The 16,322-nt window shown below is 32.0% G+C and carries 14 protein-coding genes and 1 pseudogene; 11 read left to right on the forward strand and 4 right to left on the reverse strand.

Going from position 1 to position 16,322, the window contains the following annotated elements:
* From HMPREF2629_RS11230 to HMPREF2629_RS10830, 5 genes and pseudogenes are all read left to right on the forward strand, one after another.
* The coding region (locus HMPREF2629_RS11230; protein ID WP_256325153.1) for a DUF1541 domain-containing protein at positions 1-82 on the forward strand (82 nt) is incomplete at its 5' end.
* Between the two features lie 901 nt (positions 83-983).
* Complete coding sequence (locus HMPREF2629_RS01105; RefSeq protein ID WP_037541164.1) at positions 984-1,889, forward strand: FAD:protein FMN transferase; 906 nt, start codon at positions 984-986, stop codon at positions 1,887-1,889.
* 82 nt (positions 1,890-1,971) lie between these two features.
* Positions 1,972-4,989 carry an NADH-dependent flavin oxidoreductase gene (locus HMPREF2629_RS01110; RefSeq protein ID WP_049434320.1) on the forward strand — a complete coding sequence of 1,006 codons (3,018 nt, stop codon included), beginning with the start codon at positions 1,972-1,974 and terminating at the stop codon, positions 4,987-4,989.
* A 24-nt stretch (positions 4,990-5,013) separates the two neighbouring features.
* Positions 5,014-6,390: an MFS transporter gene (locus tag HMPREF2629_RS01115; RefSeq protein ID WP_029376768.1), complete on the forward strand. Its 1,377-nt coding sequence runs from the start codon at positions 5,014-5,016 to the stop codon at positions 6,388-6,390.
* 91 nt (positions 6,391-6,481) lie between these two features.
* Positions 6,482-6,766: pseudogene (locus HMPREF2629_RS10830) on the forward strand (SDR family oxidoreductase); the annotation flags it as partial.
* Between the two features lie 610 nt (positions 6,767-7,376).
* Here the strand turns inward: HMPREF2629_RS10830 and HMPREF2629_RS01120 are convergent.
* Positions 7,377-7,874, reverse strand: coding sequence for a GNAT family N-acetyltransferase (locus tag HMPREF2629_RS01120; RefSeq protein WP_017175155.1), 498 nt, complete (start codon positions 7,872-7,874; stop codon positions 7,377-7,379).
* 484 nt (positions 7,875-8,358) lie between these two features.
* Here HMPREF2629_RS01120 and HMPREF2629_RS11335 point away from each other — a divergent pair, with 484 nt between their 5' ends.
* The 4 genes from HMPREF2629_RS11335 (at position 8,359) to HMPREF2629_RS01135 (ending at position 11,444) form a co-directional block, all read left to right on the forward strand.
* Positions 8,359-8,457: a TetR/AcrR family transcriptional regulator gene (locus tag HMPREF2629_RS11335; protein WP_353961507.1), complete on the forward strand. Its 99-nt coding sequence runs from the start codon at positions 8,359-8,361 to the stop codon at positions 8,455-8,457.
* 824 nt (positions 8,458-9,281) lie between these two features.
* Complete coding sequence (locus HMPREF2629_RS01125; protein WP_070813059.1) at positions 9,282-10,061, forward strand: hypothetical protein; 780 nt, start codon at positions 9,282-9,284, stop codon at positions 10,059-10,061.
* Between the two features lie 355 nt (positions 10,062-10,416).
* A complete protein-coding gene (locus HMPREF2629_RS01130) occupies positions 10,417-10,800 on the forward strand; it encodes a hypothetical protein (RefSeq protein WP_002488496.1) in 384 nt (127 codons plus the stop codon).
* Positions 10,801-10,811: 11 nt separating this feature from the next.
* Positions 10,812-11,444, forward strand: a complete 633-nt coding sequence (locus HMPREF2629_RS01135) for a hypothetical protein (RefSeq protein ID WP_070813060.1) — start codon at positions 10,812-10,814, stop codon at positions 11,442-11,444.
* Between the two features lie 138 nt (positions 11,445-11,582).
* Here the strand turns inward: HMPREF2629_RS01135 and arsC are convergent, their stop codons facing one another.
* From arsC to HMPREF2629_RS01150, 3 genes are read right to left on the reverse strand one after another with little or no spacing between them, the layout of a single operon-like run.
* The gene (arsC, locus tag HMPREF2629_RS01140; RefSeq protein WP_070813062.1) at positions 11,583-11,978 is read right to left on the reverse strand and encodes an arsenate reductase (thioredoxin); all 396 of its coding nucleotides are present in this window, start codon (positions 11,976-11,978) and stop codon (positions 11,583-11,585) included.
* Between the two features lie 18 nt (positions 11,979-11,996).
* The gene (arsB, locus tag HMPREF2629_RS01145) at positions 11,997-13,289 is read right to left on the reverse strand and encodes an arsenite efflux transporter membrane subunit ArsB (RefSeq protein WP_176746861.1); all 1,293 of its coding nucleotides are present in this window, start codon (positions 13,287-13,289) and stop codon (positions 11,997-11,999) included.
* The gene (locus HMPREF2629_RS01150; RefSeq protein WP_070813066.1) at positions 13,283-13,603 is read right to left on the reverse strand and encodes an ArsR/SmtB family transcription factor; all 321 of its coding nucleotides are present in this window, start codon (positions 13,601-13,603) and stop codon (positions 13,283-13,285) included. The genes arsB and HMPREF2629_RS01150 overlap by 7 nt, the downstream gene beginning before the upstream one ends.
* Before the next feature lie 265 nt (positions 13,604-13,868).
* Here HMPREF2629_RS01150 and HMPREF2629_RS01155 point away from each other — a divergent pair, with 265 nt between their 5' ends.
* A complete protein-coding gene (locus HMPREF2629_RS01155; protein ID WP_070813067.1) occupies positions 13,869-15,929 on the forward strand; it encodes a heavy metal translocating P-type ATPase in 2,061 nt (686 codons plus the stop codon).
* Positions 15,930-15,946: 17 nt separating this feature from the next.
* A partial coding sequence (locus HMPREF2629_RS01160; RefSeq protein WP_256325149.1) for a YdhK family protein occupies positions 15,947-16,322 on the forward strand: 376 nt, incomplete at its 3' end.

Here is a 16,322-nt window from a genome sequence, read left to right on the forward strand (position 1 = left end):
AGTTGATTACAAATCCAAAGATAATGGTAAAATCATTAAAAATCATAAATGGATGACAGGAAATGAATTGAAAGCACGATAAAAATCTAGTTCTAGATTGAGAAATAAATAGATATAAAGATATCCTCCTTAATCAATAATTTAAATAACTTATTATTGTTAAGGAGGATATTTTTTAGTGTGTAAATTAAAAAGAATTTTAGAAGAATAACATTTATCAAAAAACTGTTCATTACCTTATTAAATGAAATTATATAATTAAAAACCGCATCATTAACCGATATGCAGAAGCATATCATAAATAAAACTAAAAAATAGATTATGGAAAATATATCTTTGGAGAGTGTCGAATGAAAGACATAGAAGTAGAAAAAAGCCTATAAGATGATGAAAGAACAGGATAAAATAAATTTTGGTAAATACCATAAGACACTATTACATATACATACTCTAAGCTCATATGATTTCAAATTATATGATGAATGGAATAAACAATATTTCTATCTATTAGCGAAGATGAAATATTTAGAATTGCTAAAAAAGAAAGTATTCTTTACAGTGGGTATTCTAATATAAATGATTTAAAGGAATTAGATATTTTTAAGAACTATAAGAATCTAAAGGAAATGCTTTCTTATTTTATTTTGGTATACAGCATATATACTAATGGAATATCAATAATTGTTGTTACAGATCATAGTACTGTGTGAAGAGTGGAATAAAGAATTCTGTATGGCTTCTGTTCTACTCTTTTTTATTAAAAATATATAATAAAGAATTTTTTAAAATAGTAAAATTTATACTTTGATTAACTTTTGACATAATTATGAACATCTAAATAAGTAAAAATCAAATATTTGAAATTGTGTTAATATGAATGTAGAAACTAAAGTAATAATTTCATTTAAAATAACTTTTAAATTTTATATACATATTAGCGTTGTGATACACGTATAGAGGGGGAATCAAAAGTGGAAACGCTAATGATTAAAGCAATGGGGACGGTGATACGTTTATCGATTGAACATCAACATTCGAACACATTACTTCAAGAAGCTGAATTAAAAATTCATGATTGGGAATCTCAATTTAGTGCTAATGATCCAAAATCAGATTTGATGAATGTGAATCAACATGCAGGTATCGCACCAGTCAAGGTTAATCCTGAGATGTTTAACATGATACGTTATGGTTATGAAATTACACTATCTTCTAATTTTAAGATGAACATATTGATAGGGCCATTAGTTAAATTATGGAAAATTGGTTTCAAAGATGCATTGAAACCTAAAGAAGAAGATATACAACGCGCTTTAATGTGTATGAATCCTGAAAATCTTGTTCTAAATTCAAAGACACATGAAGTATTTCTTACACAACCAGGAATGGAGATTGATTTAGGAGCCATTGTAAAAGGCTATTTTGCTGATCAATTACAGCAATACTTTTTATCTCATGGTGTAGCTTCTGCCATTATCGATTTAGGTGGTAATGTTTTAACAATTGGTAGACAACCGGAAACTTTAGAAAAATGGCATGTAGGTGTACGCAATCCTTTTTATAAAGATGCATTATCACTCGTTACATTAAATGTAGAGCATCAATCAGTTGTTACTTCCGGCATCTATGAACGCTATTTCATACAGGAACATCAATTATTTCATCATATTTTGGATTCCAATACAGGATATCCTGTAGATAATGATATCGTTAGCGTGACAATCATATCTGATCATGGGATTGATGGCGAGGTATGGAGTACAATTTGTAGTTTTGGTCAATCACAACAAAATATTGAATTATTAAACCTCATAGATGGTGTTGAAGGCATCATTGTGACAAGAGATGGAAACGTTTTAATGACTTCAAAAATGCAGAGGTATTTATAAAATTTTAAAGAATACTCATAAAGAGTATTTTATTTTTAAGTATAAATGTGAAAAAAATCACAATGTCTTAGGAGGAATTGCTATGAGTAAAGAATTATTTGATACTTTTAAATTTAAATGTGGTGCCGAATTAAAAAATAGAGTATTAATGGCGCCCATGACTATCCAAGCTGGATATTTTGATGGAAGTGTTACATCAGAAATGATTGATTATTATCAATTTAGGGCTGGTGATGCTTCAGCAATTATTGTTGAAAGTTGTTTTGTTGAAAACCATGGGAGAGGCTTCCCAGGGGCTATAGGTATTGATAACGATGACAAAATACCTGGACTTAAACGTCTAGCAGAAGCGATTCAATCTAAGGGGTCAAAAGCGATTTTACAACTTTATCATGCTGGAAGAATGGCGAATCCTAAGTTCAATGAAGGTGAACAACCCATATCTGCGAGTCCTATTGCAGCATTAAGACCTGATGCGGTACCACCAAGAGAAATGACACATGCTCAAATCAATCAGATGATAGAAGATTTCGGAGAAGCGACACGTCGTGCTATAGAAGCAGGATTTGATGGTGTTGAAATTCATGGTGCCAACACATACTTATTACAACAATTTTTCTCTCCGCATTCTAATCGAAGAGAAGATACATGGGGAGGCAGTCGTGAAAAACGTACGCGATTCCCAATCGAAGTACTAACAAAAGTTCAACATGTCGTTGCTGAAAATGAAGCCTCTCATTTTATAATAGGATATCGATTCTCACCTGAAGAAATTGAAGAGCCAGGCATACGTTTTGAAGATACAATGTTTTTACTAAATACTTTAGCAAAATATGAACCCGATTACTTCCATATATCAGCAAACAGTTACCAACGTACGTCCATAGTGAATCAAGAAGATACAGAACCTTTAATTAATAAATATCATAAAATGAAAAGTGCACAGTTGGCACAAATTCCATTAATTGGTGTTGGTAGTATTGCGCAACGAAAAGATGCAGAACATGCCCTTGAACTCGGTTATGATCTTTTAAGCGTTGGAAAAGCCTATTTAATAGAACCTCAATGGACGGATAAAATTTCACAAAACGAAGAAGTTGAACAATTTGTCGATATACATGACCAAAAAGTACTTCACATACCATCTCCTCTGTGGAAAGTGATGGACTTCATGATTTTAGATAAAGAAGAAGAACATCGTAAATATGAAAGATTAAAAGCACTACAAAATAAAAAAGTGAAATTTAACAAAGGCACGTATCATGTTTATGCAAAAGGTCATAATGGCAATCTACCAATGAAAGTTCAATTGTCGGAAGATAAAATTGTAAGTATTGAAGTAGATGATAGTGGAGAGTCTGAAGGTATAGCGAACCCAGTTTTTGAACGTTTACCTCAAGATATCATCAATGGACAAACGTTAAATGTCGATGTCATATCAGGTGCGACAGTAACAAGTGAAGGCATCGTGCAGGGCATTGCAGATGCAATTGAACAAGCAGGCGAAGATCCAGATATTTTACGAGCACGTCCTAAACCAGTTGTTCAGTGGTCTGATGAGGTCGTTGAAGAGACGACTGACGTAGTCGTGATTGGTACAGGTGGTGCTGGTTTAAGTGCAGCAGCTACGGTTTTAGACGAAGGAAAAGAAGTCATCATGCTTGAGAAATTTGCGGCTATAGGTGGCAATACCATCCGAACAGGTGGTCAAGTCAATGCTGCTGAGCCTAAATGGCAAAGTGCATTCCCTGCACTCGCTGGTGAAAAAGACACATTGATACAGTTATTAAATCATGATGAAAAGGATATAGATGAGGCTTATCTTGAAGATTTCAATACTTTAAAGCGTCAAATTAAAGATTACCTTGAAAAAAGTAGCAATAAAGATGATTATCTTTTCGATTCTGTTGAATTACATCGCATTCAAACGTATCTAGGTGGAAGACGTAAAGATCGTAATAATGTCGAAATTTCAGGTGATTATGATTTAGTTAAAACACTCACAGATAATGTTTTGGAATCAGTATACTGGTTGAAAGATAAAGGGGTACATTTTGATCGTTCATTTGTAGATATGCCTGTTGGTGCACTATGGCGTCGTGGTCATAAACCAATGAAAGCACAAGGTTTAGAGTACATTGAAAATCTAGGAGATTACGTTAAACATCATCATGGTCGTATTTTTACAGAAACTACTGCAGAAAAATTAATTAAAGAAGGTAATCAAGTTGTTGGTATTGAAGCACGTAAAGCAAATGGTGCTAAAGTTAAGATTCACACTCGTCACGGCGTAGTGTTGGCCACAGGTGGTTTTGGAGCGAATACTAAAATGATACAACAATATAATACGTATTGGGATAACATTCCAGATGATATTAAAACAACAAATTCTCCTGCAATTACAGGTGATGGTATACGTTTAGGTGTGCAAGCAGGCGCTGACATCGTAGGTATGGGATTCTCTCAAATGATGCCGATTTCTGATCCTAAGACAGGTGCATTATTCACAGGATTAATCGTGACACCTTCAAACTTCGTCTTCGTTAATAAGGAAGGACATCGTTTTGTTAACGAATTTGAAAGTAGAGATGTATTATCTAAGGCAGCATTAGAACAAAAAGACGGCATCTTCTATATTATTGCAGACGCAAATATTAAAGCGCTAGCTATGAATACGACTGAAGACAAAATCGATCAAGAATTAGAAGATGGCACTTTAATAAAGGCTAATACCTTAGAAGAGTTAGCTCAAAAATTAAACATAGATACAACTACTTTTGTGAATACGATTGAAAGATATAATACTTTCGTAGAACAAGGACATGATGAAGATTTTAATAAAAATGCATTTGATTTAAAAATCGAAAAAGCACCATTCTATGCGACACCACGAAAACCTGCAATACATCATACTATGGGTGGTTTAAAAATCAACACACATGCACAAGTCGTTGATGTAGAAGGTCATATCATTAAAGGATTGTATGCAGCTGGTGAAGTTGCTGGTGGTATACATGCAGGTAACCGTTTAGGTGGTAATGCACTGGCAGATATTTTCACTTTTGGTCGCATTGCCGGTCAAAGTGCTGTAATGAAATAAAGGAGAACAGGAGGGCGTTTAATGATGAGTGAACAGTTTAATAAAGGAAAACAACTCATTGTAGCGATTATTTTAGGGATTCTCACATATTGGTTATTTGCACAGTCTTTCTTGAATATCGCACCACATGTGCAACGTTTCTATGATGTAGATATGAGTATTGTTAACATTGCGGTCAGTCTTACATCACTCTTAACTGGTGTGTTTATAGTTGTAGCAGGAGGTTTATCTGATAAGATAGGTCGAGTTAAAATTACTTACGCAGGTTTGATACTTAGTATACTTGGGTCTATTGCATTGATTATATCTCATGCGCCACTTTTATTATTGGTAGGTCGTGTGTTACAAGGCTTATCTGCAGCATGCCTACTTCCGGCAACTATTGCGTTAATTAATTCATTCTTTCATGGTGAAGAAAGACAAAAGGCACTAAGTTATTGGTCATTTGGTTCATATGGTGGAACAGGATTAGCATCACTATTTGCTGGAATGATAGCCACTTTTATTGGGTGGCGTTGGATTTTCGTGTTGTCAATCATTTTCTCAATTCTTGCCTTAATATTGCTTAAAGGCATACCAGAATCTAAAGATGAATCTGCACATAATAAAAAATTTGATATTATCGGTATCATTATTTTTGTCATTATGATGTTAAGTATTAACATAGTAATAACGCAAGGTGATAGAATTGGATGGTTAAATCCTATTATTGTAATATTAATTGCCATATTCATTGTGACATTAATAGCTTTCTATATATTTGAAAAACGTCAAAATGAACCTTTCATAGATTTTAGTTTATTTTCAAATAATATTTATATTGGCACAACATTAGCTAATTTAATGGTGAATATGGATATAGGCTCACTTGCATTATTTAATATCTATGTTCAAGATGATAAACATTTAACAGGCGCACAAGCGGGTTTAATTACAATTCCATATATGTTGTGTAGTTTGTTAATGATACGTGTAGGTGAACGTTTTATGCAAAATCGAGGGCCACAATTGCCACTTATGTTAGGTCCTTTATCAATTACAGTGGGTATTATACTTTTAGCCTTCACTTCGTTGCCTAACATGATTTACTATATTGTGGCGTGCATCGGATTTATCTTTATAGGTCTAGGATTAGGTTTCTTTGCGACACCAGCGCTATCTACAGCTGTATCTAATGTTCCGGCAGAAAAAGCTGGTACTGCATCAGGAATTATCAAAATGACTTCTACACTCGGTGCAGCATTCGGTATCGCTGTTATAACTACAATTTATACAGCATTGTCTGTCAATCATCCAGCACAATTTGCAGCTACAATCGCATTTATCGTGGGGGCAGGTTTAGTGTTTATCGCATTTATTGCCGCGTATTGTTTAATTCCTAGAAAGAATGTAGATGCTTAAATCGGGAGTTGGCGCAGTAAATATTATTGCTTGATTACTATCACCTTGTTTTAAGGGTGATAGATAATTAAGACGGCAGATAGATATAGGTAAAACAGCTGCCAAAGAATTAGTGAATAAAGGCATCACTGTAAATGCTTATTGCTCAAGTGTTGCTAAAACTAAAATATAGGATCGTATTGATGAAAAAATGGTTAAACTTGATGATAGCCTCAAAATAGAGTATACGTTTGAAACCTTTTCTTCAAAAATTAAACTTAGAAGATATCGAGAACCATCTGATGCTGCAAACTTAGTATCATTCCTAGCTTCTAATAACTCTGATTATATTACTAATCAGTCCATTCTAACTGATGGTGGATTAGTATATAGATAAAATAAATGTGAATAAAATATATTAATAATTTATAATTATTTTAGAACAAAGGCGAGATGTTATATACATCTTGCCTTTATTTATTAGAAAAAAGCTGATAGGAAAACAAAGAGTTTGATACATAACCTTCTAAAAAGAACCAGTAAATGAGTTTTTATAAATTAACTGACTCCAATTAGTGAGAATTATATAAAAACATTTTCTTTGAATTCATATTAAAATGAATCATACAGAGGTATTTTTTTCTATGAAAAGAGTTTCTTATTCAGTAGAAACAAAGTATAAAGCTGTTGAAATGAAAGCAGCAGGATTTTCAACAAAAACTAGGCTACTTATCCCCTGTAAAATACAGAGAATGAGCAGCCTAGAACATAGTGTTTTTATTAAGTTCTCATTTTAAGGGTTCAGTGCCCTTTTTTATAAATTTTTTGATTATTTTCAGCTGGTTGAGCTGCTACTTTTCTCATATTGAGTGCCGTTCATACAAATCCAAATTCTCTTTTAACTTTATTTATTCCTCTTACGGACATTCGAGTGAAGCTCATTTCAATTTTAGTAGAAGTAATTTAGGTTTGAACCTACCTAAATGAATATATGAGTTATTTTTATGCTACAAAATATATTCAGATTTCAATAATGACATAAAATAGGCATCTTTATATTTACCTTTAGTATAGAATTGCTCTTTGAGTAATCCTTCTGTTTTAAATCCTTGTGACTCGTATATATGCACAGCTTTTTTGTTATCTGTATCAACATATAGATAAATTTTGTGCATGTTTAATATATCGAATGCATAATTTATCGCTTTTTCGAATGCGAATTTTGCATAACCTTTACCACTGAACTCAGGTTTAATAATTATTTGTATTTCACAATTACGATGGATGTAATTAATTTCTACTAATTCAACAATACCTACGACTTGATTTTCATCTTCAACAATAAAACGTCTTTCCGATTCATCTAATAAATGCTTATCAAATAAATACTGAAGTTCCGTTAAGGATTCATAAGGTTCTTCAAACCAATAAGCCATAATAGAATATTCATTATTTAATTCATGAACAAAAAGTAAATCACTATACTCTAATGCTCTTAGTTTCATAATTCCACTCCCAAAATTTTCTCATATATTTGCATTATAAATATAAATAACGAATAAGTCATCATTCACTGTGAACACTTTATTTTAACAATTCATCACATACTAATTCTCATTTTCTTGTTATTCTCGATTTATTACTCTTACTATGAAACCTATAAAATTCTCACATTTGTTTGTATTAAGAATAAATAAATCAATAGTAACAATGAAAAAATAAATAATAAAGCTTCCCTCACCGTAAAAGTGAAGGATGCTCTAGTTTTATTGTAAGTAGTATGATATTCATTTTAATAGAGATTGGTTAATAATTGCCTGTAAATCATTGTTAAGTATCGTTGGAAATAAAACATTAAATAAGGAAAGGGATATTAAGTTTGACACGGGGACCAAAAAAAATTAGAAGTGATGCAGACGAAATAAAAATATAATTATGTCATCAACAATTGAGTTATCACATAGCAATATAGATATTACAAAAATGAAGATGTCAGATATTGCTAAATATGCTGGTGTAGGTGGGAGGACATTATATCGACATTTTGAGAGCAAGGCACGTCTATGCGAATCAGTTATGGACAAGTAGGTTGAAGCTATATTTCAAGAAATTGATACGTATTTAGAAAAACATAGAAATAATTCTCCTTATTAACGTGTTTTTGGCATTTTAAGCTATTTTTTGAATTTAAAAGAGACAAACTTTACAATTCTATCGTTTATTGAAAAGTCCTCAAACCCTGCTGGATCCTTAATCCATATTCCATTTTATCATTCACTAGCTGATTTGATTAAATTGCAATTTAAAAAAAGAATATTGAAAGTCTTGACTTTTAAGGTTGATATAATGCTCAATTGTTTTTCTTCAGACTTCTACTATTATTCAAAACATACATAGAAATTGTCTAGAATGGAATTTTTAGAACAAGTTTTAAACTTTATTTTTAAGTGAACATTGGATTCAAGAAATAGAAATATGAATTTTACAGATTTAGAAAAATATATTGAAATTGGTAAAAATGATAGAAATAGTTATTCTAAAAACAGGTCATGACGTGATATTTGTGAGAATGAAAGAAGAACACATGAAAAATAAATAATCTAACCAAAAATATAATTAACAGGTAGAGATAAATTTTATACAACTCAATAGAATTTGTCTTTTTTCACGTATTCAGAAACTTTACATTCCGGATTCCGCAATAACTAATAATTACGTTTCTGTCTTTCAATAAGATGATTAGTTAGTGATACAATAAGTTCATATAAAAAAGTATAAGAACCATTAAAATTCATATAAGTATAAAAAACCGCCTCATTAACCGATACGCAAAAGTACCTCACAAAAGCAATAAAAAAATAGATTGCATGATATATTATAAACTTACTTATTAAATAAAGGAGAAATGAATAATGACGATGTTTCGTGAAGCACTGATATGGATAGTGCTTCTCATATTTAACTTAATAAACACGTTTTTAGTACTTATGGGAAAATCATCATTATTCAAGGTTCCGCTTTGGAGTACATGGTTAGTTTGGGGAATAGTTACTATAATTATAGTAGGCGTTTTGCTTTTTAGAAAACATTTACAAAAAAAGCATCCACTCATTAATAAACGTCTCAATAATAAAGATTTTAAAGCGGGAGAATTCTTTGTACAAATGCCTTTATATATCATTGAGAATCAAAGCAATGTGATATATGGTAACGAAACAATAACGTATAAACCCGTTTTTGTTAATATATTTCATAAATTATTGAGTCTCTTTGGTATTCAAACAAAATATAGTCTATATATGACTTCTAGTGAGAAAGATGTAAAAATAATTCGTAAACATGGGGTAGCGAATAGACATCAATATACGATGTATTTGAATAATGAAGAAGTAGGTACACTTGAGATGAAACAGTTCTTTAAAAGTGGGGGAAAGCAACAACTTCCTTATATGTTTAATTACAAATCTGAGGTGTTTGATGTAAGCAATCCATTTTTTAGTAATGAAACCAAAATTACATTTGAGAATGACGTAGTATTAACCGCAAAGCGTAGTTTTTTAGATATTTCAAAAAGCAAGCGAACTAAAAAAAGAGGCGAAAAACACACTATACACATTCACAGCACTAGAGTAGAGAAAGAAATATTACTAGCCATTTACTTACAATGTGTGATCAATAAGCAAACACAATAAGTGAAGTATAGCGATAGTATAAGGCGACCCGTATATTAGCGAATAAAGATTTTAGTACAAATATACCCTATGATCATAACGGCTAAAAAAGATAGTGAAGGTAATAAAACAAACCATATTGACATAGCTATCTCTCCTTACTCATCATATTTTGTATTTAAAAGTTAAACTTATAAGTAAAAGTGATCGATGATTTTAAATATAGTTTAACAAAAATAATTAAAAATGAAATAACTCACAATTGATATATTAAAATGTATATAAAAGTGTTAAAGATAAAATAAGTTATGTATCACTCACTTGGAAATGAATGGACTAAGAATGTTACAATGCAAATGAGTAGAGGAGGGTGTTTATGAGAAAGATAATATTATTAGCTAGTCTATTGGGTTTATCCTTTATTTTAGCGGCTTGCGGAACATCAGGAGAGCAGAAAGAACCTTCTAAAGATAGTCAAAAGTCAGAGAAATATACATATGAGTATTATGAAGTGCTAAATAATGGTTCAGAAGATACACCCAATGTGGAAATAAAATATAAAGATAAAAATGGTAAATCACATTTACAAAAGACGGATTTAGAACACGTTTATGAACATATTTTAAATGATGGAAATAAAAAGCCTTATATAATTAAAGATGGCAAAAAGATTCATGTCTATCGTCCACCATATATGATTTATGGCGATGACGATATTGAAGGACAAGTTACTGCTAAAGATGAAGTGTCTAAAGAGTAAGAGGTGAGTGGGTGAAGTATAAAGTATTAAAAATGATAAGTATAATGATAATCTTTAATGTGACTTCGCTTTGTATATTGTCTACAAATTTAGAAGCTGTAACCTCAAGCACTAGTAGCTCAAGTTCGAGTAGTAGTTCGTCATCTTCTGCGGTTAGAAGTTCAACGTCTTCAAGTTCGTCAATGAGTCGTTCAAGTACAATGAATGCTTCACGAGTTGCAAAACAATCAAGTCAGCGTGCAGCTCAACAAGCTAGTCGAACAAATAGTATTACATATAATAACAAGACATCAAAATTCAAACAAGACACTGGTAAAATTCAGTCTCAACAAGCACGATCAATGGTGTCTACAAGACATCGATATAGACCAGGAGCTTCATATACGTCACAATTTATGGCCACTTCATATTATAATAATTGGTTATATTTTTATTTTATTACATCCGGTATGTATAAAGATAAAACCAATCGTGTTGAATACCAAAAAAATATGTTGAAACAACAAATGAAAGCGCATGAGAAATTATATACCATTACCGTTCAAACTAATAAAGGCAAACGTTTAGTTGTTGTCCCGAAAAAGCAATACGATAAAATTAAAACCGGTGAGAAAGTGAAAATTAAAAATAGTGTATTGCAATAACTCACATTGAGTCGTTCAACGTTCTTAATAGAAGGGAATTTTAATAAAGTTAAAGTGTGCTCATCATTTTAAAACTCTGTAATCGTCTAAAATGGCATATTAAAAAAAGCGTCTCAATGATATTGAGACGCTTAAAATTTATCTAGCCTTAAATGAGTCAATGGCTGCTTTGATTTCATCTCTAACACGTTGGAATTCTGACCAAGGTTTGCCTGCTGGATCATCAAATCCCCAATGTTCTTTTTTTACATTAGGCGACAATACAGGACAGTTTTGATCAGCATCACTACATAGAGTTACTACTAAATCGGATTGATGTAGTATGTTTTCGTCAATTAAATTAGAAGTATGATTTGATATATCAATTCCAACTTCTTTCATAGCTTCGATTGCTTTTGGATTTACACCGTGTGCTTCAATACCTCCAGAATATACTTGCCATTCATCACCTAAGATTTTTTTACCCCAACCTTCAGCCATTTGGCTACGGCATGAATTACCTGTACATATAAAGTAAATTGTTTTTTTATCCATAAATAGTCTCCTCTTTTTTTAGAAAATAATAAGTGTTAGATATAACCCTAACAGGGTGATAAACAAAACAGGAATCGTAATAACAATACCTGTTTTAAAATATGTGCCCCATGAAATTTTTACTCCCTTTTGTGTTAAAACGTGTAACCATAGTAGTGTTGCTAAGGAGCCGATAGGTGTGATTTTAGGTCCTAAATCTGCACCAATGATATTAGCATAAATCATCCCTTCTTTGATTAAACCAGTAGTTGCAGATTGTCCAATAGCAATTGCATCAATTAATACGGTAGGCATATTATTCATAATTGCTGAAAGAAATGCGGATATGAAGCCCATACCTATAACACTACTAAACAGTCCATAGTTTGATATGCTTGATAGAATATTAGCTAATAGTGCAGTAATACCCACGTTTTTCAGACCAAATACAACTAAATACATTCCTATAGAAAAGAGCACAATATTCCAAGGTGCGCCTTTGATCACTTGTTTCGTGTTTACAACGCTTGATTGATAGGCCAATACAGTAAATATAAACGCAATTGAACAAGCAATGATCGATACTGGAATTTGAATAAATTCACTAACTATATAACCAATGAGTAAGATTGATAAAACAATCCATGAAAACTTGAATAATTTTGGATCTTTAATGGCTTGATCAGGTGTTTTAAGGTTTTTAATTTCAAAATGGTTAGGAATAACTTTTCTGAAATATAGCCATAATACCACGATACTTGCAAGTAAAGAGAATAGATTGGGAATCATCATGCGACTTACATATTCAATAAATCCAATATTGAAGTAGTCAGCAGAAACAATATTTACTAAATTACTTACAATTAATGGGAGAGATGTAGTATCTGCAATGAATCCACTTGCAATGATAAAAGGAAAAATAACTTTTTGATTAAACCCAAGATTTCTTACCATAGCGAGCACGATTGGAGTGAGAATTAATGCAGCTCCATCGTTCGCAAAGAAGGCTGCTACAATAGCGCCTAACAACATAATGTAGACAAACATCTTAAACCCATGACCATTTGAAGCTCTGACCATATGTATAGCTGCCCATTCGAAAAATCCAATTTCATCTAAAATTAATGAAATGAGTATAACAGCGACAAAAGTTAAAGTAGCGTTCCAAACAATGCCTGTAACTTCAATAACATCCGAGAGACTAACAACGCCTGTAATAATGGCGATAATAGCACCAATCAATGCTGTAATACCAATATCTAAACCCTTAGGTTGCCAAATAACAAACATAAGAGTTAAAAGAAAAATAATAATCGCTAAAATAGTCATGATTTACATTCACCTGTCTTTATCTTTTTACACATACATTGTTGAGTAGGAGAACTAATATAAGTTAATTTTTTGTTGATCAATTCTAAGGACTTATGATTAAGGCGGTACATGCGCTTAGTACCGTCTTTTCGTGTAGATACTAATTCATTATCTACTAGAATTTTCATATGATGACTTAATGTAGGTTGTGAAAATTGAAAATACGCTAATAAATCACAAGCACATAATTCACCGCAAGATAATAAGTCTAATATTTCTAATCGACTTGGATCTGATAAAACTTTTAATTGTAATGATAGTTCCTTATAAGACATATGTATGTCATCCCTCCTTTATTATAGAATATCATCTATATAGACAAATATCTATATAGATGATACTTTTTGCAATAATACATTTAATTAAAACCTTGTTTTAAACATCGATGACAAGGTCTAATGTAGGACGTGTAGACATTATTTTCAGAATGATATAAATAAATCCATAAATAGAGATAAGTCGAAACTATTTATACCCTAGGGGGGTATATGTTATGATATAAGTAACTTTACTATCACGTTTTTATTAGGAGGGATTAATTTGAAGAATAATGGTGAAGCGCATAATCATCAAAATCACATGAATCATTCCAATCAAATGCATCATGATAACCATGCCTCACATCATCATAGTGGCCATGCACATCATCATGGAAATTTTAAAGTTAAGTTTTTTGTTTCATTAATTTTTGCAATACCTATCATCCTTTTATCGCCAATGATGGGCGTTAAATTACCTTTTCAATTCACATTTCCAGGTTCTGAATGGGTAGTGTTAATATTAGGTACAATTTTATTCTTTTATGGTGGTAAACCGTTCTTGTCTGGTGGTAAAGATGAAATTGCTTCAAAAAAACCAGGCATGATGACCTTAGTTGCCCTAGGTATTTCAGTAGCTTATATTTATAGCTTGTATGCTTTTTATATGAATAACTTTAGTAGTGCAACTGGTCATACAATGGACTTTTTTTGGGAATTAGCAACCTTAATTTTAATTATGCTATTAGGACATTGGATAGAAATGAATGCTGTCGGAAATGCTGGAGATGCTTTAAAGAAAATGGCAGAACTGTTACCTAATAGTGCGATTAAAGTTATGGATAATGGCCAACGCGAAGAAGTTAAAATATCAGACATCATGACTGATGATATCGTCGAAGTAAAAGCCGGAGAAAGCATTCCAACAGATGGTATTATCGTTCAAGGACAAACATCTATAGATGAATCCCTAGTCACTGGAGAATCTAAAAAAGTCCAAAAAAATCAAAATGACAATGTCATCGGGGGTTCTATTAATGGGTCTGGAACAATACAAGTCAAGGTTACAGCTGTGGGAGAAGATGGATATCTTTCTCAAGTTATGGGACTTGTTAATCAAGCACAAAATGATAAATCTAGTGCTGAATTGTTATCTGATAAAGTAGCGGGTTATTTATTCTACTTTGCTGTAAGTGCCGGTGTGATTTCGTTTATCATTTGGATGCTTATTCAAAATGATGTTGATTTTGCATTAGAACGACTTGTAACTGTATTAGTCATTGCCTGTCCACATGCTTTAGGCTTGGCAATACCTTTAGTTACTGCACGTTCTACTTCAATTGGTGCACATAATGGCTTAATTATTAAAAATAGAGAGTCTGTAGAAATAGCTCAACATATCGATTATGTAATGATGGACAAAACCGGTACTTTAACTGAGGGTAACTTTTCTGTAAATCATTATGAAAGTTTTAAAGAAGGATTAAGCAATGATACTATATTAAGTCTTTTTGCCTCATTAGAAAGTCAGTCTAACCATCCATTAGCTACAGGTATTGTAGATTTTGCGGAAAGTAAGAAAATTTCTTATGATAATCCGCAAGACGTTAATAACATTCCGGGTGTTGGATTAGAAGGAAGTATTGATAATAAAAAATATAAAATAACAAATGTCTCTTATCTTGATCAGCACGGATTTGAGTATGACAATAACTTATTTAAAAAATTAGCACAACAAGGCAATTCAATCAGCTATTTAATTGATGAACAACAAGTCATTGGCATGATTACTCAAGGAGATCAAATTAAAGAAAGCTCAAAACAAATGGTAGCTGATTTACTATCAAGACATATTACACCAGTCATGCTTACAGGTGATAATAAAGAAGTAGCAAAAGCTGTCGCAAAAGAATTAGGTATTAGTGATGTGCACGCACAACTCAAGCCAGAAGATAAAGAAAGTATCATAAAAGATTATCAACGTAGTGGTAAAAAAGTAATGATGGTCGGAGACGGTATCAATGACGCACCAAGTCTTATAAGAGCAGATATTGGTATTGCAATTGGCGCAGGAACGGATGTAGCAGTTGAGTCAGCTGATATTATACTCGTTAAAAGTAATCCATCAGATATTATCCATTTCTTGACTCTCTCAAATAATACTATGAGAAAAATGGTGCAAAACTTATGGTGGGGTGCAGGTTATAATATTGTTGCTGTACCTCTAGCAGCCGGTGTTTTAGCATTTATTGGCTTGATTTTATCACCTGCAATAGGAGCTATTTTAATGTCATTAAGTACGATTATCGTTGCAATTAATGCTTTTACATTAAAATTAAAATAAAAGGTAGGCGTTTTATTATGATTAAAAAATTATTTTTTATGATATTAGGATCATTACTAATATTATCAGCTTGCTCCAATAATGATGAAAAAGATAAAAATACTAAAGATCAAAAAAGTGAGGCCCATATGAAGCATAATGATGAAATTAAAGTTCCTGAAGAGATGAAATCAACTAATGAAGGTGAATTTAAAGCGGGAGATAAAGTAACGATTACAGCAGGGCATATGCCAGGTATGAAAGGTGCAGAAGCTACTGTAAAAGGTGCGTATAAAACATATGCCTATGTTGTAAGTTATAAACCTACAAATGGAAATAAAAAAGTAAACAATCATAAATGGGTTGTAAACGAAGAGATCAAAGATGCACCTAAAGATGGATTTAGTAAGGGCG

The organism is Staphylococcus sp. HMSC034C12 (genome assembly GCF_001835895.1).
In the GTDB taxonomy this organism is placed as follows: Bacteria; Bacillota; Bacilli; order Staphylococcales; family Staphylococcaceae; genus Staphylococcus; species Staphylococcus hominis.

What these genes read in the sequence shown, in the direction of transcription:
- HMPREF2629_RS01105 (WP_037541164.1), top strand. Translation starts at nt 984, where the DNA reads ATGATTAAAGCAATGGGGACGGTGATACGTTTATCGATTGAACATCAA.
- HMPREF2629_RS01110 (WP_049434320.1), top strand. Translation starts at nt 1,972, where the DNA reads ATGAGTAAAGAATTATTTGATACTTTTAAATTTAAATGTGGTGCCGAA.
- HMPREF2629_RS01115 (WP_029376768.1), top strand. Translation starts at nt 5,014, where the DNA reads ATGAGTGAACAGTTTAATAAAGGAAAACAACTCATTGTAGCGATTATT.
- HMPREF2629_RS01120 (WP_017175155.1), bottom strand. Translation starts at nt 7,874, where the DNA reads ATGAAACTAAGAGCATTAGAGTATAGTGATTTACTTTTTGTTCATGAA.
- HMPREF2629_RS11335 (WP_353961507.1), top strand. Translation starts at nt 8,359, where the DNA reads ATGTCAGATATTGCTAAATATGCTGGTGTAGGTGGGAGGACATTATAT.
- HMPREF2629_RS01125 (WP_070813059.1), top strand. Translation starts at nt 9,282, where the DNA reads ATGACGATGTTTCGTGAAGCACTGATATGGATAGTGCTTCTCATATTT.
- HMPREF2629_RS01130 (WP_002488496.1), top strand. Translation starts at nt 10,417, where the DNA reads ATGAGAAAGATAATATTATTAGCTAGTCTATTGGGTTTATCCTTTATT.
- arsC (WP_070813062.1), bottom strand. Translation starts at nt 11,978, where the DNA reads ATGGATAAAAAAACAATTTACTTTATATGTACAGGTAATTCATGCCGT.
- HMPREF2629_RS01150 (WP_070813066.1), bottom strand. Translation starts at nt 13,603, where the DNA reads ATGTCTTATAAGGAACTATCATTACAATTAAAAGTTTTATCAGATCCA.